This window comes from Geobacillus vulcani PSS1 (assembly GCF_000733845.1).
Classification (GTDB): Bacteria; Bacillota; Bacilli; order Bacillales; family Anoxybacillaceae; genus Geobacillus; species Geobacillus vulcani.
Map to the genome: position 1 here is coordinate 1,641,872 of NZ_JPOI01000001.1, position 19,242 is coordinate 1,661,113.

Below are 19,242 nucleotides of genomic sequence, written 5' to 3' on the forward strand. Positions count from 1 at the left end.
CCCTTTCTCCCTAATGTATCATAGCAAAAATCCTGTAAAAAAAATAAAAATTTTGGTCAAAAAATGTCGTTAACATGGTATCATAAAAACATTGAAAAACATATATTTCTGCCTTCTCCGCTATTTTCATTTATTCGATAGAAGTAGCTTGAGTGCAAGGAGGGCATCATGCGGATGGGAATGGCATGGATCGTTCTGCTCCTCGGCGCGGGGGCAATCATATATAATCATGTGTACCGGAAGCGGATGTACCGGGAAATCGATCGGCTCGAGGAATGGAAAATCAATGTGATGAACCGGCCGGTCCCAGATGAGCTGGCGAAAGTGAAACAGCTGAATATGACAGGGGAGACGGAGCAGCTGTTTGAACGATGGCGCCAGCAATGGGACGACATTGTGGCAGTGAAGCTGCCGAATGTGGAAGAACAGCTGTTTGACGCGGAGCGGCTGCTCGACAAATACCGCTACCGGCAGGCGCGCCGGTTGCTTGGGCAGATCGCCGACGGATTGCGTTGTCTTGAGGAAGAAGTGCATGAAATCATTCATGAAGTGAATGAGTTGATCGGCAGCGAGGAACAAAGCCGGGCGGAGATCGAAGAGCTGCGTGCGGCTCACCGGGAAGCGAAAAAGGTGCTGATTGCTTACCGTTATACGTTCGGTTCGGCTGCCGACTTGCTTGACGTCCGTTTAACGGAAGCGGAAAAGCAGTTTCAGCGGTTTGCCGAATTGACGGAAGCCGGCAACTATTTGGCGGCGCGCGATGTGGTTCTGACACTGAAGGAAGAGCTCGGCCGGCTCACAGCCATGATGGAAGAAATTCCTAAACTGCTTGGCGAATGCCAAACGTCATTGCCCGCTCAGCTCGCTGAGTTGGCGGATGGCTATCGAGAGATGGAAGAGCGCGGATACATCCTTGACCACTTGCACATGGAGCGCACGCTTCAGGAAAAGCGGGAAAAAATGGAGCGATGTCTGGCCATGATCCATGAGCTACGCATCGAAGAAGCGAAGCAGATTGCCGCTGAGCTGAAAGAAGAGATCGACGCGCTCTACGATTTGCTCGAAAACGAAGTGCTCGCGCATCAATATGTGCAAACGGAAATGCCGCGCATTGGCAGCATGCTTCAGGAGCTCGCCACCGAGGCGAAGGAAACCGAGGCCGAGGCGCTGTTCGTCCAGCAAAGCTACCATTTGGCGCCAAGCGACCTCGAAAAATACCGGAGCATCGAAAAGCAGCTGCACCAGTTGCAAAAGCGGTTTTTTCTCATTCAAGACCGCGTTGCCGAGGCGAAAACAGCGTATTCGCTCCTGAAAGAGGAGCTTGAGCAGCTTGTGTCCCAAATCGAGCTCATGAAGGAAGAGCATGAACAGTTTCGAACGATGCTGCAGACGCTGCGCAAAGACGAATTGATCGCCCGCGAAAAGCTTGAGGCTATGCGAAAAACATTGGCCGAGGCGCTCCGCCTTGTGCAAAAAAGCCGGCTGCCGGGACTGCCTGAGCCGTATTCGCTCGAACTGGCGGAAGCGAGACGCAGCTTGCAGGCCGTCGCCGCGCGCCTGGAGGAAAAGCCGCTTGACATGCCGGCAGTCGATCAGGCGCTGGAGGAAGCGAAAGCGGCTGTGGAACGGCTGTATGAGCGGACGGTGGAAATGATTGAACAGGCGACGCTGGCGGAGCGGACGATTCAATACGGCAACCGCTACCGCCGCCGCTATCCAGCGGTCCGCCAAAGGCTGGAAGAAGCCGAATGTTTATTTCGCCATTATGATTATGAGGAGGCGCTCCGGCAGGCGGTGGCGGCCGTTGAAGAAGTCGAGCCGGGCGCGTTTGACCGTGTGCAGAAACTATGGCAGGAGGATCACAGCCGGGAGCAGTGATCAACCACCCGATAAATGTCGGCTTTCAGCGATATTTATCGGGTTTTTGGTGAATAATGTAAATGATTGTATGTTTTCGTTGCCGATTGGCGCTCATTTTGTTTATCATCTCCAATGGAGAAGCCCCCCTTCCTAGCGTGAGCGTAAGTGGGACTGAAACGGTTTCTCCCATCACGGATGTTCCTCTTGCACGAAAAGAACAGATGGTATAGAATAACGCGATAGGAACGTGTGTTCCTTTTTTGCTGGAGGGAAGGTCATGCATAAAGCCGATCGACTTCGGTTTGGGAGAGCGTTCAAGTATATTCTGCTAAGGACAAGCGGAGGATGGAAGCGATGATTTATCTTGACAACAGCGCGACGACCAAACCATTTCCGGAAGTGGTCGATTCGTTCGTCGCCGTCGCCACGAACTATTTTGCCAATCCGTCGTCGCTCCATGGGTTGGGCATGAAAGCGGAGCGGCTCTTGGCGCAGGCGCGCGAACAAATCGCCGCCATGCTGCGCGTCAAGCCGAACGAAATCGTTTTTACCTCCGGCGGAACGGAGGCGAACAATTTCGCCATCAAAGGAGTCGCCTGGCAATATCAGCGGCGCGGCCGCCATATCATTACGACGAAAATCGAGCATCCGTCTGTCGCTGAACCGTGCCGCCAGCTCGAGGAGCTTGGTTTTGAGGTGACGTACTTGCCGGTCGACCGCGAAGGAAGGGTGTCGGTTGAGCAAGTGGAACGCGCGCTGCGCGACGATACGATTCTCGTGTCAGTGATGCACGTCAATAACGAAGTTGGCACGGTGCAGCCGATCGAAGAAATCGGAGCGCTTTTAGCCCACTATCCGAAAACGTTGTTTCACGTCGATCGGGTGCAAGGCATCAGCAAAGTGCCGCTCGACTTGAAGCAAGCCGGCGTTGATTTATGCACGATATCAGCGCATAAATTTCACGGATTGCGCGGCGCCGGCTTGCTTTACGTCCGCGAAGGCGTCCGCCTGGCGCCGTTGATTGCCGGCGGCGGGCAGGAGCGGCAGCTTCGGTCCGGAACGGAAAATGTCGCCGCCATCGTCGCGATGGCGAAGGCGCTTCGCTTGGCGCTCGAGCGCTACGAGCGGGACATCGGCCGGCTTCAAGCATTGAAAGACGAGTGGCTTGAAGCGCTTGCGGCGATTCCAGACATCGAGATCAACACGCCGCGTGATGGCGCCGCCCCCCACATCATCAATTTTTCGCTAAAAAGCGGCATCAAGCCGGAAGTGTTTGTTCACGAGCTGGAGAAAAGCGGAATCTATGTCTCCACGACGTCGGCCTGTTCGTCGAAAAAGAAGGCGCCGAGCAAGACGCTTTTGGCCATGGGGCTCGGCGAGGGCCGCGCCGAGCGCGGCATTCGCATCAGCTTGTCGTTTGACAACAGCCGGGAAGAAATCGCGCCCGCAGTGGCAGCGATCAAACAGGCGATCAAAACGTTAAGCGAGGTAACGGAATAAGATGATGAACTATGACCGCATTTTGATCCGCTACGGGGAAATGACGACGAAAGGAAAAAACCGGAACATCTTCGTCCGGCGTCTTAAAAACAACATTGCCCGCAAACTGCAGGCGTTCGAGCGGATTCAGATTGAATATATGCGCGACCGAATGTACATTTTATTAAACGGCGAGCCGCATGAACCGATCATCGAAAAGCTGAAAACCGTTTTTGGCATTCATTCGTTCAGCCTGGCGATGAAGTGTGAAAACGATCTTGACGCCATTAAGAAAACAGCGCTCGCCGCCGTCCGCCAGCTTCCATACCAAGGAAAAACGTTTAAAGTGAGCGCCCGCCGCGTCGACAAGCAGTTTCCGTATCGAAGCGACGAACTGAACTACGAGGTGGGGGCGCACATTTTGCGGCATACGGACGGACTGACGGTCAACGTGCGCGAGCCGGATCTTGATGTGCGCATTGAAGTGCGCCAAGACGGGACGTATATCACGTGCCGCGACATTTTCGGCGCCGGCGGCCTGCCGGTCGGGACGAGCGGCAAGGCGATGCTCATGCTCTCCGGCGGCATCGACAGCCCGGTTGCGGGTTATTTGGCGATGAAGCGCGGTTTGGAAATTGAAGCCGTTCACTTTTTCAGCCCCCCGTTTACAAGCGAACGGGCGAAGCAAAAAGTGATTGACCTTGTGCGCAAACTGACGACATACGGCGGGAGAATCAAGCTTCACATCGTGCCGTTTACGGAAGTGCAACAAGCCATTTATCAAGGCGTTCCAAACGAGTACTCGTTGATTTCGACTCGGCGGGCGATGCTGAAGATCACCGACGAGCTGCGCCGCCGCCAGCGGGCGTTGGCGATTGTTACGGGCGAAAGCCTCGGCCAAGTCGCAAGCCAGACGCTAGAAAGCATGTACGTGATCAATGAGGTGACCAACACCCCAATTTTGCGCCCGCTTGTTTCCATGGATAAGATGGAAATTATCGAGATTGCTAAACGAATCGATACTCACGATATTTCCATTCTTCCTTATGAAGACTGTTGCACCATTTTTACGCCAAGAGCGCCGAAAACGAAGCCGAAAAAAGAAAAAGTGCTCCATTATGAGAGCCAGCTCGATCTCGCTCCGCTTCTCGAGAAGGCGGTCAATGACACGGAGACGCTGGTCATTGACGAAGAAAACGGACGGGCGGACGAGTTTGCCGAGTTGTTTTGAATCTCAAAATTTACCAAAAAGCATCTCTGCATATCGCCATCTGTTTTCACACATTCTATAGGTACAAGGAGGTGAAAACAGATGGCACGCAACAACAGCAATCAACTGCTCGTTCCAGGTGCGCAACAAGCGCTGGAGCAAATGAAATATGAGATCGCTCAAGAATTTGGCGTGAACTTAGGCGCTGACACGACTTCGCGCGCCAACGGTTCGGTTGGCGGCGAGATCACGAAACGTCTTGTCTCCATGGCGCAGCAACAATTGGGCGGCGCACGCCAATTCTAATTTCATACCGATGGCTTGCGCGGCGGGGGCATCCCCCGCCGCTTTCGTATGGGAAAAATGGTATTCAAAATAGAACGACTATTTTGTATAATAGAGATGCCGACCGCGGCGAAACAAGATAGAGGGGGAGAGGAAAGATGAGGCGGGAAGATTTGATTGCTCCCGAGCGCTACAATTTGACATCGGAAATGGAACGGCATGCGACGGCTCACCCGGATCGGATCGCATTGAAATGGGAGAGCGAGCAAGGAGAAACGAAAGAGATTACATACGGCCGTCTGATGGCGCGCGCCAACCAAATTGGAAACGCTTTCTTATCGCACGGTCTCGAAAAAGGCGATAAAGTGCTCGTCATGATGCCGCGCCTCATTGAAACATACGAAGTATATATAGGGGCGCTCAAAGCCGGGCTTGTCGTCATCCCAAGCTCGGAGATGCTGCGGACGAAAGACTTGCAATATCGGCTCGTCCATAGCGAAGCGAAAGCGGTCGTCGCGTATGCGCCGTATACGGACGAATTTGCGCCGATTGACGGCATCGACCGTTTGACGAAGTTCGTCATCGGAGAACCCCGGGACGGATGGATTCCGCTTGAAGACGCCATGGCGGGCGAGAGCGCAACGCTTGAGGCGGCGGACACCTCGCGCGACGATATGGCGTTTTTGTCGTACACGTCCGGCACAACCGGCAATCCGAAAGGAGTCGTCCATTGCCATGGCTGGGCATACGCCCATTTGCGCACCGCCGCGAAAAACTGGCTGTGCATTGAAGAGGGCGACCTTGTGTGGGCGACAGCCGGACCGGGATGGCAAAAATGGATTTGGAGTCCGTTTTTATCGGTGCTCGGCTCGGGGGCGACCGGTTTCGTCTACTACGGCCGCTTTGAGCCGGAAAAATATTTACAGCTATTAGAAAAATACAACATCAATGTGCTGTGCTGCACGCCGACGGAGTATCGTTTGATGGCGAAAGTGCCGGACATCGGCCGTTATAACCTATCCCATTTGCACAGCGCCGTGTCCGCCGGTGAGCCGCTCAACCGCGAAGTGATCGACACGTTCGCCAAGCATTTCGGCGTCGAAGTGCGCGACGGCTACGGGCAGACGGAGAACACGCTGCTTGTCGGCGTCATGAAAGGAATGCCCATCAAGCCGGGTTCGATGGGAAAACCGACGCCGGGCAACCGCGTCGAAATTATCGATGAAAACGGCGAGCCGTGCCCGCCCGGACAAGTCGGCGACATCGCCGTTCATATCGAAACGCCGGCGCTGTTTAAGTATTATTACAAAGATCCAGAGCGGACGGCGATGCAGTTCCGCGGCGACTACTACATCACGGGGGACAAAGCGCGCAAAGACGAGGACGGCTATTTCTGGTTTGAAGGCCGCGGGGATGACATCATCATCAGCGCCGGCTATACGATCGGCCCGTTTGAAGTGGAAGACGCGCTTGTCAAGCATCCAGCCGTCAAAGAGTGCGCCGTCGTCGCCAGTCCGGATGAAGTGCGCGGCCATGTGGTGAAAGCGTTCGTCGTGCTGCGCGACGGGATCGACAAAGACGATCCATCTTTGATTCCAGCCCTGCAAGAACATGTGAAACAGTTGACGGCGCCGTATAAATACCCGCGCAAAATCGAGTTTGTCGATGATTTGCCGAAAACGGCGTCTGGAAAAATTCGCCGCGTCGAGCTGCGCGAGCGGGAAGCCCGCTTTGCCGGCCGGTCGTCGTAAGCGGAAAGAGCCGGTTGAGCTGGCCGCTGCCGGAAGCAGAGCGATGTCCGCGCAGCGAAAAATGCCGCTCTGTGAGTCGTTTGGCAATCAAAAAGGGTGTTCTGCCTCAGCAGAGCACCCTTTTTTCAAGCGTCTTACAAAAAGACGCGTTTTACTTTATCCCAGAACGAATTGTCTTTTAGGCGCACCGTTTTGACCACCCGGTCGCTCAAGCGGATGTCAATCCGTTCAATATGCTGGATGCTGAGCGCTTCATTGTCGAGGCCGATGATCGGGAAATGGCTGGTTTCCTCTGACATTTTCAGCGTCAACGTCCGCGAGCCGCTCAAAATGAACGGCGAACCGAGCGTCCGATAGCGGTTGCTGTTGAGCGAGGCGAGCTCGCTCACTTGAAAGCACGGCAGGAGCGGATCGACGACCGCCCCGTGCACCGATTTATTGTAGCCGGTGCTGCCGGTTGGCGTCGACACGATGATGCCGTCGCCGCGGAACGTCTCGAAATGCAAGTCATCGATGAAGACGTCGATCGCCATCGTTTTAATGATTTGCGAACGGATCGAACATTCGTTTAAGCAGAAAAACGAAGCCGCACCGTCGATTGTCACTTCGATGATCGGGTAGCGCCGCACCTCGAGCTTCCAATTTTTCGCCGCTTCCACCATATGATCGATGTCGTCAATATGGAAATCGCAGTAAAATCCACGCGCCGGCAAGACGGACACGCCGACGTACAAACGGTCGGGAAGAAATCCCGTCTGCCGCACCGCCTGCAAAAACGCGCCGTCATCCCCGATGCTGACGATGATGTTCGCTTCCCGATAGTCGTCGACGACCACAAACGGCCCGCGCTCCGCCAGTTTCACAAGCGGCTTGACCCGCTCGACAAGCTCGTCGTCGCGCTTATAAAAAAAATAAAGACGGTTGCGTTCCATATCCATGTTTTGCCCTCCTGCTGGCATGATTCCGTGTTTCCGTGTACAATAAATATTGTACCACATTTTCCATCCATTCTAAAAATATGGGAACTGATTCAGGGGGAGAACGATGAATCGAAAACGATGGACGGCGTTGGCCATCGCCGCGGCCTTGTTTGTGATCTCGGTGCTCGTTCAAGCGGTCGGCGCTCTCTTGTCTGACAAGGCCGGCGGCTGGTCGGAAAGCTGGCTGGCGCTCATTGAGGCGCCGTTTACGGAAGAAGTGGTGGAAGACGGCGATCCACTGAAAAAAATCGCCGTGCTGGAAGTGAACGGCGTCATTCAAGAGGCGGGGGAAGCCGAGTCGCTTCTTTCCTCATCGACGTACAACCACCAGACGTTTTTGCAAATGATCCAACAGGCGAAAGAAGATTCAGACGTCAAAGCGATCATCTTGCGCATCAATTCGCCGGGCGGCGGGGTCGCGGAAAGCGCGGAAATTTACGATCAGCTGATGAAACTGAAAAAGAAAACCCATAAGCCGGTGTACGTATCGATGGGAGCGATGGCGGCTTCCGGCGGCTACTACATCGCGACAGCCGGCGATAAAATTTTCGCCAGCCCGGAGACGATCACCGGCTCCATCGGCGTCATCATGCAAAGCGTCAACTATGAAGGGCTGGCAAAGAAGTACGGCGTGGAGCTTGTCACGATCAAAAGCGGGCCGTACAAAGACATCATGAATCCGGCGCGCAAAATGACCGAGGCGGAGCGCGATCTTTTGCAGCGCCTGATCAACCAGTCGTATGAAGCGTTTGTTGATGTGGTAGCCAAAGGGAGAAAGCTGCCGGAAGACACGGTGCGCAAGCTGGCGGACGGCCGCATTTATGATGGCCGCCAGGCGAAGGCGCTCCGCCTTGTCGACGAGTTCGGCTACTTGGATGACGCCATCGCTGCGCTCAAAAAAGAGCATCATTTAACCGGCGCCCAAGTCGTAAAATACGTAAACGATGCGCCGTGGAGTTCGCTGTTGGAAATGGCGTCGAACCGGATGAAGCCGGACAGCGAGGCGGCGGGGCTGATCCGCCTGCTGTCGCGTCCCTCCTCGCCGCGGCTCATGTATTTATACGCTGAGTAAAGGAAGTGGGAACATGACAGACATGCAAGCGACGGCGCCGCCGATGGACCCTCTTCCGCCGGCGGAACGCCCCCTCTGCTACGGCGGCTTTTGGCTCCGCTTTTGGGCGTATTGGCTCGATGTCATCGTCGTCTCGAGCCTCAACCGGCTTGTCGTCTGGCCGCTTTTCCGCCTGTTCGATTGGCCGCTTACGCGGGACGGTTTGTTCGCGCCGGCGGCGGTTGCGGCAGCGGTCGTCTTTTACGCCTATTTCGTGTTGATGACAAAATGGTTCGGACAGACGCTTGGCAAAATGGTGTTCGGCCTGAAAGTGGCCGATGAACGCGGCGAGCCTTTGACATGGCTTACTGTGCTGTTCCGCGAAGTCATCGGCAAGTTCATTTCCAAGACGTTGTTTTTTATCGGCTTTTTGTTCGTAGCTTTTTCCGAAAAGAAAAAAGGAATGCACGATCAGTTTGCCGATACGATCGTCATCCGCGAGTGATCCGCCCGCCTCGACGGGAAGAAGTTGTATAAGATGGCCACCTGCCGAAACGGCAGGTTTATTTTTTTTTCAGATGGCGACAATGGATGATGAAAGGGAGGACGGACATTGAAAGCAGTCATCGCGGTCATCGCAACGGTTGTTCTTTTGCTTCTTCTCGTCGCTTGGATGAAAGTATCGGTGACGATTGTGTTTCGGCATAGGCAAGATGATGACGAAGCCAAAATTGTCGTGCGCACGCTCTTTGGCCTCCTCCGCTACACGGTTCGCATCCCGTTGATCAAGGTGGATATGGACCCGGATGCGCCGGGGGTGGCGTTTCTCCATAAAAAAGGAATGGGGGGGACGCGCGGAAAAGAGGAAAAGAGAGGAACAGTGACGCCGCAAAAAATCGCCGACCTGTTTCGGCAGCTGAAACGGTTTCTCGAGCAAGTCGTCGACTTGCATGAAATTATGAAACAATTTTATCGCCACGTGACGATTACGAAATGGGAATGGAAAACGAGAATCGGCACCGGCGACGCCGCGTCAACCGGCTTGCTTGTGGGGCTTGGCTGGTCATTGAAATACATGATCATCGGCGCCGCCAGCCGCTGCATGAACATGAAAACGACCCCCGCTGTCGCCGTCATGCCGGCATATGACCGGACTGCCTCGGAAACAATGTTTTTATGTATGATTCACTTTCGAATCGGGCATGCTATGGTAGCAGGATGGCGAGTGATCAAACATTGGCGCGGACGGCAGCCGCCAAAGCGGAATCCATTGGCGGCCAAGCAGGCAAATGAAGGCTACTAGGAGGAATGAGCATGACGAACCATCCGATTCAAGGGCTGATGACAACAGCGATGGAAAACTTAAAACAAATGATTGACGTCAATACGATTATCGGTGACCCGGTCGAGACGCCGGATGGCAGCGTCATTTTAACCGTCTCGAAAGTCGGGTTTGGCTTTGCCGCCGGCGGCAGCGAGTTTATGCTTGACGGCCAACAAAATGGCCATCAAGGAACACAAGCCGGCGGAAACGGGCAGGCTCAAGGGAACGGACATCCGTTTGGCGGCGGCAGCGGCGGCGGCGTGTCGATTACGCCGATTGCGTTTCTCGTCGTCAACTCGTCTGGGGTGAAGCTGCTCCATCTGGACGAAAGCACGCACTTATACGAAAAAATTCTCGATGTCGCTCCGCAGGCGTTCGAGAAGATTCAGGCGATGCTGAAGAAAAACAAGAAAGACGGTGTCGCACACGAAAGAGCGAACGACTTTGACATTTAGCCGGACCGCTGGCGTCCGGCGTTTTTCCGTTTGGCGGCGCAACCGGACAAAATCGTTGAAAAATTCCGTTCCACGTTTTAGTATGGAAGTAGTACATATTTTTCTAAAGGGGGAGAGAGCCCATGGCCCATGTGACGTTTAAAGGGCAGCCGGTGACGCTTGTCGGCAACGAAGTGAAAGTCGGCGACAAAGCGCCGGATTTCACCGTGCTTGATCAAAACTTGCAGGAAGTGACGCTCGCGGATACGAAAGGGCACGTCCGTCTGATCAGCGTCGTTCCGTCGCTCGATACCGGGGTTTGCGATGCGCAGACGCGCCGATTCAATGAAGAAGCGGCGAAGCTGGACAACGTGAAAGTGTTGACGATCAGCGTCGATTTGCCGTTTGCGCAAAAGCGGTGGTGCGGCGCCGCCGGCATTGAGAACGTGCAAGTGTTGTCCGACCATCGCGATGTCTCGTTCGGACAGGCATACGGCGTCTTGATCAAGGAGCTGCGCCTGCTTGCCCGCGCCGTGTTTGTCATCGACAGCAATGACACGGTGACGTATGTTGAATACGTGCCGGAAGTGACGAACCACCCGAACTACGAAGCGGCGATTGAAGCGGCGAAAGCGGCGAAATAACGATGAGCGGCGGACATCCGCCTGCATAGGTTGCTCGCTTTGATCACAGCGGCCCCGACTCGTTCGGGGCCTTTTCTCGTTTCTATCGGCGCCTTTCTTGCGGCGTGAGACGGACGGTCGTACAATATACAGAAGGGACGTTGGCAGAAAGGTGGGGACGTATAGATGATGACGCCAGTCGAACGGTTGTTCACCGTATTCGACGAGACGGCCCAGATTTTGCAAGAAGAATTGCAATGCACGTATTTGGAAGCCGTTGCGGAGACGGGGGAAAATTTGTTTCACGGCGACGTGTTGCAAGACGAAGTGAGTGAGCTGAACGCGAAACGGTTGAAAAAGCAGTATCGCGAACTGATGCTGGAACGGTTTCAAAACGAAGACATCCGCAAAGCGTTCCAGTTGGCGGTGCTAAAAGGGATGCGAAAGCATGTCCAGCCGCATCATCAAATGACCCCGGATGCGGTCAGCTTGTTTTTGGCCCATTTAGTCCGCGAGTTTACGCGATCGCATTTGGCGGTGACGGTCCTCGACCCGGCCGTCGGCACGGCGAATTTATTGACGGCGGTGTTAAACGGCCTTCGGGGCAAACAGGCGGCCAGCTACGGCAGCGATGTCGACGACCTGCTCATCAAATTGGCCTATGTCAACGCGAACTTGCAAAAGCATCCGGTGCAACTGTTTAACCAAGACAGTCTAAGGCCGCTGTTTGTCGAGCCGGTTGATGTTGTCGTCTGCGATCTGCCGGTCGGCTATTACCCGGATGACGACAATGCCGCCCGCTTCGCCTTAAAAGCAAACGAAGGAAAGTCGTACGCCCACCATTTGTTCATCGAGCAAAGCTTGCGCTATACGAAAGAGGGGGGCTACTTGTTTTTCCTCATCCCGAATACGTTGTTCTCGAGCCCGCAGGCGGGGCAGCTGAACGAATTTTTAAAAGAGGCGGCCATCGTCCAAGGAGTCTTGCAGCTGCCGCTGTCGATGTTTAAAAACGATCAGGCGGCCAAAAGCGTGTTTATTTTGCAAAAGAAAGGGCCGAACGTCAAAAAGCCAAAACACGTGCTGCTTGTCGATTTGCCTAGATTTTCCAACAAATCAGCGATGCAGGCGATGATGGCAAAAATCGACGCCTGGATCACCGCGGAAAAAGAACAGTGACAAGAGGGTGTCCCCAATGGCAACGGGACACCCTTTTTGATCACTGACCCGTCAAGCCCATTCGCCAAACGGGAAGTTGCCTCTTCCTCCCTCCTTGCGCTCACGCGTGGAAGAGGGGTTTCTCGATGATCAAGGCCGCTCTTTCACCGCCCTTTTTGATCAGCGTCGTTTTCATTTTTCGCAACATAAAAACTTTTTCTTGCAACCGGTTGCGAAACAAAGCCGCGCTTGAAACGGGAAAACGGGAGGCATACAATGAAAAAGGCATAGTGAAACGGCGCTCAATCGCGCACACTAACGGTAAGCGTGATCGGATTTTGGCAAAAAAGGAGCTGTGTTTTCGATGGCGAAAGTGCTAGCCATTAATGCAGGAAGTTCCTCGTTGAAGTTTCAGCTGTTTGAGATGCCGGCGGAAACGGTGTTGACCAAAGGGGTTGTCGAACGGATTGGCTTTGACGACGCGATTTTCACCATCGTCGTGAACGGCGAAAAACATCAAGAAGTGACGGCGATTCCGGATCATGCCGCGGCGGTGAAAATGCTGCTTGATAAACTCATTCGCTACGGCATCATCCGTTCGTTTGACGAGATCGACGGCATCGGGCACCGCGTCGTCCACGGCGGCGAAAAGTTCAGCGATTCGGTGCTCATCACCGAGGATGTTATCAAGCAAATTGAAGAAGTGTCCGAGCTCGCTCCGCTCCATAACCCGGCCAACCTCGTCGGCATTCGGGCGTTTCAGGAAGTGCTGCCAAACGTGCCGGCGGTGGCGGTGTTTGATACGGCGTTTCACCAAACGATGCCGGAACAGTCGTTTTTATACAGCTTGCCGTATGAGTATTACACGAAATTCGGCATTCGCAAATACGGCTTCCACGGCACGTCGCACAAATACGTCACCCAGCGGGCGGCGGAGCTTCTCGGCCGGCCGATCGAACAGCTGCGCCTCATCTCGTGCCATTTAGGCAACGGGGCGAGCATCGCGGCGGTGGAGGGCGGCAAGTCGATCGACACGTCCATGGGCTTTACGCCATTAGCCGGCGTGGCGATGGGGACGCGCTCCGGCAACATCGACCCGGCGCTCATCCCGTACATTATGGAAAAAACGGGAATGACCGCCGATGAAGTGATTGAGGTGCTGAACAAAAAGAGCGGCATGCTCGGCATATCCGGCATTTCGAGCGATTTGCGCGACTTGGAAAAAGCGGCCGCCGAAGGAAATGAGCGCGCGGAACTCGCGCTTGAAGTGTTTGCGAACCGGATTCATAAATACATCGGCTCGTATGCGGCGCGCATGTGCGGGGTCGATGCCATCATCTTCACCGCCGGCATCGGCGAAAACAGCGAAGTCGTGCGGGCGAAAGTCTTGCGCGGCCTCGAGTTTATGGGAGTTTACTGGGATCCGATCCTCAACAAAGTGCGCGGCAAGGAAGCGTTCATCAGCTATCCTCATTCGCCGGTCAAAGTGCTCGTCATCCCGACCAATGAAGAGTTGATGATCGCCCGCGATGTGATGCGGTTGGCGAATTTGTAAACAAAGAGCCAAGGAGTTTCATAAATCAACAAACAAAAGGCTGTTCACAAAAGATCGTATTTTGACCTTTTGGAACAGCCTTTTCATTATTGAGCAAGCTGAACAGAAAACATGTGGAAAAGGAACAGCCGCTAGGTTGGCAAAGCAAATCCTTTTTCTAAATATCCCAATGCTTCGTCGATTACCTTCATATAGTCCGTTTCATGATGCTGGACACAATAAAATTGCATTGATAATACTGCTCCCATTAATGCTCCAGTAAGAGTGAGCACAAAAATGTCATCATGCTTGCGGCTCATACGTTCGGCTAACAGTCGAGAAATCATTTCCGCGGTTGCGGTGACTTGATGAAATGCCGCTGCCCGCAGTTCCCGCACTGTCAAAGCAAGTTCGATGCGCTCGCGAATGGCAGAACGCTCAGCTTCAGACAGACTGTTAAACACTTCTTTCAGCGCCAGACGAAACGCTTGAATCGGATGAAGGTGATGTGGTTGTTTCCGGAATGCATCTATGATCAGCGGATCATAATCGTCGTCTAACACAACCGATTCTTTTGTTGGAAAATAACGAAAAAAGGTGCTGGGCGAGATTTCGGCCGCATTCGCGATTTGCTCGACTGTTGTTGCATGGTAGCCTTGCTCGCGAAAGAGGCGCAAGGCGCTTTGTTGAATGAGTGCTCTTGTCTTCGCTTTTTTTCGCTCTCTTAGCCCTGATTGAGGTTGCTCCTGTGAAGACATCATTTCACCTCCGCCCCATAGATTGTCTGAGGAAAATAAGAGATATTGTCTTTATCTATAGTGTACAGCTTTTTCATCAGGGGCACAAATCCGTCATTTAATGGACTGACATTCTTTGTTTTGATTTGCTAGAGAATTGGTTAGGCAAAAAGGCGAACGACAAAATTGCGCCCAATATCGCGATTCCGCAACACGTCCATAGCATGGCCTCCATTCCATGAACAAAAGCTTTGCGCACAGAAGAGAGTAGTTGCATCGATTGGATTTGATGTGCTGCTTCCACCCCTGTTGATACGCTTTGTTTCACTATATGTTTAAGCTGACTCGGCAACTGGATTGCTTCTATACGACTGCGATACTGTGAATTTACAATCGTGCCTAAAACGGCTACTCCAATCGACCCTCCGGCTTGCCGCAATGCCATAATGAGTGCTGAACCAACACCGCTTCGTTCCGCCGACAGTTCTCCTAAAGCTGCATCCATGGCAGTGGGAAGCGCTAATCCTAAGCCGATCCCCACTATCGTGATCCAAAGAGCGATAAATTTGTATGGATGGTCGATCTGCGTCGTTCCGCCGATGCCTAACCCGATGGCAAGAAAGACAAAACCGATGAAGGCATTGCTTTTGGGTCCGATTTTTTCCAAGAGGAAATCGGCCGACTTGGCTCCGACGATCAGCCCTCCAATGAGAGGGAGCAAACGCAAACCTGTTTCCAGTGTATCGTTGCCTTCTACTGATTGGAAATATTGGGGCAACGTGAATAAGAGACCGAACAGCGCATATGTGGCCAATGTGGCTAATATCGCCCCGAAAGTAAAGCTGCGGGAGCGAAAAAGGGACAGATCAACAAGTGGATGTTTGACCTTTTTCTCCAATATGGCAAACACAGACAGCATGAAGCATCCAATGGCCAGAAAGAGAATGACTTCATTATGGCTCCATCCTTTTTCTCCAGCTTTAATGGCTCCATACGTGATCGATACAAGACCGGTGCTTGATGTCAAGACTCCGAGCCAGTCGAGTTTAGAATGATGAGGGCTGCGCGACTCCGGCATGAGCCAAGAGACCGCTGCAAGCGCGACAACAACAAAGGGAAGATTCAATAAGAAGACCGATCCCCATTGGTAATGTTCAAGCAACCATCCGCCGACAATGGGGCCAAGCGGAATCCCCAACATATTCGCTGTCGCCCAAATCATCATTGCCTTCGTGCGCTCCCGTTCGGAAAACAGCACAGGAAGAATGGAGATCGATAATGGGATCAGAAAAGCGGCTCCTAATCCAAGAAATGCCCTCATCCAGATCAATATTTCCGGAGAATTGGAATAAGCGCAGCCTATAGAAGCCAATCCAAATAAACATAAGGCAAATAACAGCAGCCTTTTCCGACCGAAACGGTCACCTAGCATGCCGGCTGGAAGAAGGAAGGCGGCCATGGCCAAATTGTACGAATCTACAAACCATTGAAGATCGCTTGTTGACGCATGGAGTTCTGTGGCTAAAGTTGGCAACGCTACATTCAAAATCGTGATATCTAGCCCTACTGCAATCAAACCTAGTGATAATGAACCAAGAATCCACCATCTTTTCATATTGGTGTTTTGCATGTATAATCCCTCTCTTTCTGTAATGATATTATATTTCATTTGGAATTTTATATAAAATGAATGTAAATGTCAATTTATATTTTATATCTTTTTTTTGGAGGTAGAATTCAGTGCCTTCCATGGAAGTCAGGCCACCATTGAAAAACAGTTTATCTTCAATCAAGAAAACTAGCCCTGGAGGTGGTCGAAGCTCGAAAGGAGAGGGGAAAAGAACCAACATGCTTGCAGCATACTTTAGATCTGCCCTCATTGTTTTGCCTAAGAACCGAAAGTATGGCGCAACCATAATCTGAACCTGGCCAAGCTCGCCGAATTGTGTGGCAACGGTTAGCAGGATGAATGATGTGAGGGATATTTCATATGTGCAGCAACATCGATTTTTCGCTTCTGGAGAGGGGGGGCCGGCGGCTATCCCGGTATCTTGGCTGGTTTGTTTCCCCCTCAAAATTCGGAATGGTGCATCGTTTTGTTTTGACTTATGGTGGAAGGGGAGAAAGGTATGGAAGGAGGGAATGGACGTGCCTATTTTTCGTGATGATGTCCATTTTTATCGGGTCATCGGTGAATTCATGAATATTGCGACTCGTGAACGAACATGGGAAGAGCTGCGCGCATGGTGGGGGCATCATCCCGCCTATTATGAACAAGGGAACGAATTGGAGCAAATCAATCGCATCGGCGAGCAAATCCGCCGTTCCCGCGCCGCGTTCGTCTTTTATTTGACCGATCCGGAGGCGGTCATCAGCATCGATGCGAGGCGGCCAAAGCCCGGCGAACATTACGAAGTGCTGTTCGGCCGGGTTCTTGATCAGCCTGATGTCGCCATTCAGACAACCGGGGATGTCGCCCACCAATTTTGGGGCGGCAACATCAACGTTCCATTGGCGCTCATGACCGGAAAAATGAAGGCAAAAGGATCGAAAGCGAAGGCGCTCCAGCTGTTGTCGCGCATCGTGCCGGCGTTTCCACTTTATCGGCGCTATTTGGAACTGATTGATGAGCGCGCGCTTCTCCATGCTTTAAAAGCATAAAAACATCGGGGAGCGCCGCGCAGGAGGAAAGAAAGTTCCGACGATTTTCGGGATAGGACGTGAAACGGAAAGGCGATATAGTAAAAGTACAAAACGAGATTTCAGATAGTTCTAAATTTTAAGGAGGTCATGAAGATGACGACGGTAAGAGACATTTTCCAACTGATCGATTCGCAATTGAGAGAAGACCCATCCCGCGCTGACGGGATTGTCGCGGTGTACCAGTTTAACTTAAGCGGGTCTGATGCGGGGGTGTACCAAGTCGTCCTTCGTCCAGATGCGGGATTTGTCATTGAAGGAGAGCAAGAAACACCGGATTGCACGCTCAGCATGGACAGCGACGATTTTAAAAAAATGGTCGACGGCGAGCTCAACGGAACGGAAGCGTTTATGAGCGGGCGGCTTCGCATTGATGGGGATATGGGGCTGGCGCTGCGTCTTCAAGAAGTGCTGTCCGCCTATAACAGCGCCAATCAAAACCAATAAGCACACCAAGAAAAACGGCCAGCATGTTGTTCCGTGCATTGACAACAGCACCGACCGTCAGAAGGAAGGAGACAAAAGGCAGCGGGCTTGGCCTTTTTCGCAGGCCCGCCCAATTTGGTTAAAGGAGACGGGGGAATGGATTTACGAACGGTTTGGACGAAAAATATCGAGCAGTTCGGTCCTTATCCGGCACTGATTTTTGAGGGAAATGAATATACGAACGTGGACTGCGATGCCCGTTCGTCCCAGCTGGCTCATGTGTTGATTGAACTTGGGGTCAAGCCGGGCGACCGCGTCGTCGTGACGATGCCAAACAGCCCGGAAGTGGTCGTCGCTTTCAGCGGCGTCTTGAAGGCAGGAGCCGTTGTCGTGCCGGTGCTGCCGCTGTTGCAGACGCAGGAACTCCATTACATTTTTCAAGATTGCGAACCGAAAGTCGTGCTGACAGCGGAAATGCTGTGGACGAAGGTGAAAGACGCGGCGAACGGATTGCCGGCGTCTCCGATGATATTTACGCTGGATGATCTTGATTCCCCGCGCTCTTTACGGACAAGAGTGGAACAAGCTTCTGTCAGCATGCCGCTGGCGGCAGTCACCGAAAACGCTCCTGCCGCCTTGCTTTATACATCAGGAACGACCGGCCAGCCGAAGGGGGTCGTGCTGACGCATCGCAACTTGTATGCCAACGCGGAAGCAGCGGCCGAGATGGCGAAGCGGCTGCCGACCGAATATGATCGCGTCGGTCTTGGCGTGTTGCCGATCTCCCATGCGTTCGGCTTCACGATGATGAATGTCGCGCTGTTGTTGGGCGACAAGATCGTCCTCCTGCCGTATTTCGAGCCGAAAAAAGTGCTGGAGACGATCGAACGGTATCGGGTGACGCATACGGCAATGGTGCCGGCGATGTTCCATGCGTTGTGCTATTGCCCCGAGGCGGACCGCTATGACACGTCCAGTTTGGTCGCGTGCGTGTCCGGGTCGGCGTCATTGCCGCGCTCGTTGGCGGAGCAGTTTCAGCGCAAATTCGGCTGCTTGATTTTGGAAGGATACGGACTGTCCGAGGCGGCGCCGATTGTGACGGCGACCGATCCGACGAAGCCGATCAAGCCGGGGTCGGTCGGGCTTCCGCTGCCTGGCGTGCAAGTGGCAGTCGTCGATGAACACGGCAACCGCCTGCCGCCAAACGAAGTCGGAGAACTGATTGTTTCCGGCCCGAATATTTTCCAAGGCTACTACCGAAAAGACGAAGAGACGCGCCAAGCGTTGCGCGACGGCTGGCTGTATACCGGCGATATGGCGCGCATCGATGAAGACGGGTACGTGTTTATCGTCGACCGGAAAAAAGATGTCATCATCCGCGGCGGATTCAACGTTTACCCGCGCGATATCGAGGAACTACTCATGTCCCATCCGGATGTGCTGGAAGCCGGCGTCGTCGGCGTTCCTTCGCCGAAAATGGGCGAAGAAGTCGCCGCATATGTCGTCGTCCGACGTGGGTCCCAAGTGACGGAAGCGGAGCTGATCGAGTTTTGCCAAAAGCGGGTGGCGAAATACAAAAGCCCACGTTTTTTGAAAAAGGTCGGCTACTTGCCGAAAAACATGATCGGCAAAATCGACAAAAAGAAGCTGCGTGAATGGGCCAGCGAGTTTATTTCCGCTGTTCAATCGTAAT

At 53.2% G+C, this 19,242-nt stretch carries 18 protein-coding genes; 15 read left to right on the forward strand and 3 right to left on the reverse strand.

Features of this window, described 5'->3' with window-relative positions; genetic code table 11:
* The first annotated feature begins 174 nt into the window (after positions 1–174).
* From ezrA to mbcS, 5 genes are all read left to right on the forward strand, one after another.
* Positions 175–1,878 carry a septation ring formation regulator EzrA gene (ezrA, locus tag N685_RS0108915; RefSeq protein ID WP_031407628.1) on the forward strand — a complete coding sequence of 568 codons (1,704 nt, stop codon included), beginning with the start codon at positions 175–177 and terminating at the stop codon, positions 1,876–1,878.
* A 336-nt stretch (positions 1,879–2,214) separates the two neighbouring features.
* Positions 2,215–3,360: a cysteine desulfurase family protein gene (locus tag N685_RS0108920; RefSeq protein WP_031407629.1), complete on the forward strand. Its 1,146-nt coding sequence runs from the start codon at positions 2,215–2,217 to the stop codon at positions 3,358–3,360.
* 4 nt (positions 3,361–3,364) lie between these two features.
* Positions 3,365–4,570 carry a tRNA uracil 4-sulfurtransferase ThiI gene (gene thiI, locus N685_RS0108925; RefSeq protein WP_031407630.1) on the forward strand — a complete coding sequence of 402 codons (1,206 nt, stop codon included), beginning with the start codon at positions 3,365–3,367 and terminating at the stop codon, positions 4,568–4,570.
* Positions 4,571–4,651: 81 nt separating this feature from the next.
* The gene (locus N685_RS0108930; protein WP_031407631.1) at positions 4,652–4,855 is read left to right on the forward strand and encodes an alpha/beta-type small acid-soluble spore protein; all 204 of its coding nucleotides are present in this window, start codon (positions 4,652–4,654) and stop codon (positions 4,853–4,855) included.
* Positions 4,856–4,992: 137 nt separating this feature from the next.
* The gene (gene mbcS / locus N685_RS0108935; protein ID WP_031407632.1) at positions 4,993–6,585 is read left to right on the forward strand and encodes an acyl-CoA synthetase MbcS; all 1,593 of its coding nucleotides are present in this window, start codon (positions 4,993–4,995) and stop codon (positions 6,583–6,585) included.
* 134 nt (positions 6,586–6,719) lie between these two features.
* Here mbcS and N685_RS0108940 read toward each other — a convergent pair whose 3' ends face one another.
* Positions 6,720–7,523 (reverse strand): NAD kinase, encoded by an 804-nt coding sequence (locus N685_RS0108940; RefSeq protein ID WP_031407633.1) that lies wholly within the window; start codon positions 7,521–7,523, stop codon positions 6,720–6,722.
* Positions 7,524–7,629: 106 nt separating this feature from the next.
* Here N685_RS0108940 and sppA point away from each other — a divergent pair, with 106 nt between their 5' ends.
* The 7 genes from sppA to N685_RS0108980 all read left to right on the forward strand — a co-directional run bounded on the left by sppA (position 7,630) and on the right by N685_RS0108980 (position 13,707).
* Positions 7,630–8,637, forward strand: a complete 1,008-nt coding sequence (sppA, locus tag N685_RS0108945) for a signal peptide peptidase SppA (RefSeq protein WP_031407634.1) — start codon at positions 7,630–7,632, stop codon at positions 8,635–8,637.
* Positions 8,638–8,650: 13 nt separating this feature from the next.
* Positions 8,651–9,121: an RDD family protein gene (locus tag N685_RS0108950; protein ID WP_031407635.1), complete on the forward strand. Its 471-nt coding sequence runs from the start codon at positions 8,651–8,653 to the stop codon at positions 9,119–9,121.
* Positions 9,122–9,229: 108 nt separating this feature from the next.
* Positions 9,230–9,919, forward strand: coding sequence for a DUF2953 domain-containing protein (locus N685_RS0108955; protein WP_031407636.1), 690 nt, complete (start codon positions 9,230–9,232; stop codon positions 9,917–9,919).
* An 11-nt stretch (positions 9,920–9,930) separates the two neighbouring features.
* Positions 9,931–10,395 (forward strand): GerW family sporulation protein, encoded by a 465-nt coding sequence (gene ytfJ / locus N685_RS0108960; protein WP_031407637.1) that lies wholly within the window; start codon positions 9,931–9,933, stop codon positions 10,393–10,395.
* Between the two features lie 122 nt (positions 10,396–10,517).
* Positions 10,518–11,018, forward strand: coding sequence for a thiol peroxidase (tpx, locus tag N685_RS0108965; protein WP_031407638.1), 501 nt, complete (start codon positions 10,518–10,520; stop codon positions 11,016–11,018).
* A gap of 165 nt (positions 11,019–11,183) precedes the next feature.
* Positions 11,184–12,173, forward strand: a complete 990-nt coding sequence (locus N685_RS0108970; RefSeq protein ID WP_031407639.1) for a class I SAM-dependent methyltransferase — start codon at positions 11,184–11,186, stop codon at positions 12,171–12,173.
* Between the two features lie 343 nt (positions 12,174–12,516).
* Positions 12,517–13,707 (forward strand): acetate kinase, encoded by a 1,191-nt coding sequence (locus N685_RS0108980; protein ID WP_031407641.1) that lies wholly within the window; start codon positions 12,517–12,519, stop codon positions 13,705–13,707.
* A gap of 131 nt (positions 13,708–13,838) precedes the next feature.
* Here N685_RS0108980 and N685_RS0108985 read toward each other — a convergent pair whose 3' ends face one another.
* Entirely contained in the window at positions 13,839–14,444 is a 606-nt protein-coding gene (locus N685_RS0108985; RefSeq protein ID WP_031407642.1) for an acyl-CoA-like ligand-binding transcription factor, read from the reverse strand.
* 97 nt (positions 14,445–14,541) lie between these two features.
* Positions 14,542–16,053: a DHA2 family efflux MFS transporter permease subunit gene (locus N685_RS0108990; protein ID WP_031407643.1), complete on the reverse strand. Its 1,512-nt coding sequence runs from the start codon at positions 16,051–16,053 to the stop codon at positions 14,542–14,544.
* A gap of 518 nt (positions 16,054–16,571) precedes the next feature.
* Between N685_RS0108990 and N685_RS0109000 the strand changes: the two genes are divergently transcribed.
* The 3 genes from N685_RS0109000 to N685_RS0109010 all read left to right on the forward strand — a co-directional run bounded on the left by N685_RS0109000 (position 16,572) and on the right by N685_RS0109010 (position 19,241).
* Entirely contained in the window at positions 16,572–17,084 is a 513-nt protein-coding gene (locus tag N685_RS0109000) for a hypothetical protein (protein WP_031407645.1), read from the forward strand.
* Positions 17,085–17,219: 135 nt separating this feature from the next.
* The gene (locus N685_RS0109005) at positions 17,220–17,570 is read left to right on the forward strand and encodes an SCP2 sterol-binding domain-containing protein (protein WP_031407646.1); all 351 of its coding nucleotides are present in this window, start codon (positions 17,220–17,222) and stop codon (positions 17,568–17,570) included.
* 135 nt (positions 17,571–17,705) lie between these two features.
* On the forward strand, positions 17,706–19,241 hold the full coding sequence (locus N685_RS0109010; protein WP_031407647.1) for a class I adenylate-forming enzyme family protein: 1,536 nt from the start codon (positions 17,706–17,708) through the stop codon (positions 19,239–19,241).
* The last annotated feature ends 1 nt before the right edge of the window (position 19,242 follow it).

Excerpts from the sequence above, each read along its gene's own strand:
- N685_RS0108970 (WP_031407639.1), top strand. The coding sequence starts at position 11,184 with ATGATGACGCCAGTCGAACGGTTGTTCACCGTATTCGACGAGACGGCC.
- ytfJ (WP_031407637.1), top strand. The coding sequence starts at position 9,931 with ATGACGAACCATCCGATTCAAGGGCTGATGACAACAGCGATGGAAAAC.
- N685_RS0108940 (WP_031407633.1), bottom strand. The coding sequence starts at position 7,523 with ATGGATATGGAACGCAACCGTCTTTATTTTTTTTATAAGCGCGACGAC.
- ezrA (WP_031407628.1), top strand. The coding sequence starts at position 175 with ATGGGAATGGCATGGATCGTTCTGCTCCTCGGCGCGGGGGCAATCATA.
- N685_RS0108990 (WP_031407643.1), bottom strand. The coding sequence starts at position 16,053 with ATGCAAAACACCAATATGAAAAGATGGTGGATTCTTGGTTCATTATCA.
- N685_RS0108985 (WP_031407642.1), bottom strand. The coding sequence starts at position 14,444 with ATGTCTTCACAGGAGCAACCTCAATCAGGGCTAAGAGAGCGAAAAAAA.
- thiI (WP_031407630.1), top strand. The coding sequence starts at position 3,365 with ATGAACTATGACCGCATTTTGATCCGCTACGGGGAAATGACGACGAAA.
- N685_RS0109010 (WP_031407647.1), top strand. The coding sequence starts at position 17,706 with ATGGATTTACGAACGGTTTGGACGAAAAATATCGAGCAGTTCGGTCCT.
- sppA (WP_031407634.1), top strand. The coding sequence starts at position 7,630 with ATGAATCGAAAACGATGGACGGCGTTGGCCATCGCCGCGGCCTTGTTT.
- N685_RS0109005 (WP_031407646.1), top strand. The coding sequence starts at position 17,220 with ATGACGACGGTAAGAGACATTTTCCAACTGATCGATTCGCAATTGAGA.
- N685_RS0108950 (WP_031407635.1), top strand. The coding sequence starts at position 8,651 with ATGACAGACATGCAAGCGACGGCGCCGCCGATGGACCCTCTTCCGCCG.
- tpx (WP_031407638.1), top strand. The coding sequence starts at position 10,518 with ATGGCCCATGTGACGTTTAAAGGGCAGCCGGTGACGCTTGTCGGCAAC.
- N685_RS0108920 (WP_031407629.1), top strand. The coding sequence starts at position 2,215 with ATGATTTATCTTGACAACAGCGCGACGACCAAACCATTTCCGGAAGTG.
- N685_RS0108930 (WP_031407631.1), top strand. The coding sequence starts at position 4,652 with ATGGCACGCAACAACAGCAATCAACTGCTCGTTCCAGGTGCGCAACAA.
- mbcS (WP_031407632.1), top strand. The coding sequence starts at position 4,993 with ATGAGGCGGGAAGATTTGATTGCTCCCGAGCGCTACAATTTGACATCG.
- N685_RS0108980 (WP_031407641.1), top strand. The coding sequence starts at position 12,517 with ATGGCGAAAGTGCTAGCCATTAATGCAGGAAGTTCCTCGTTGAAGTTT.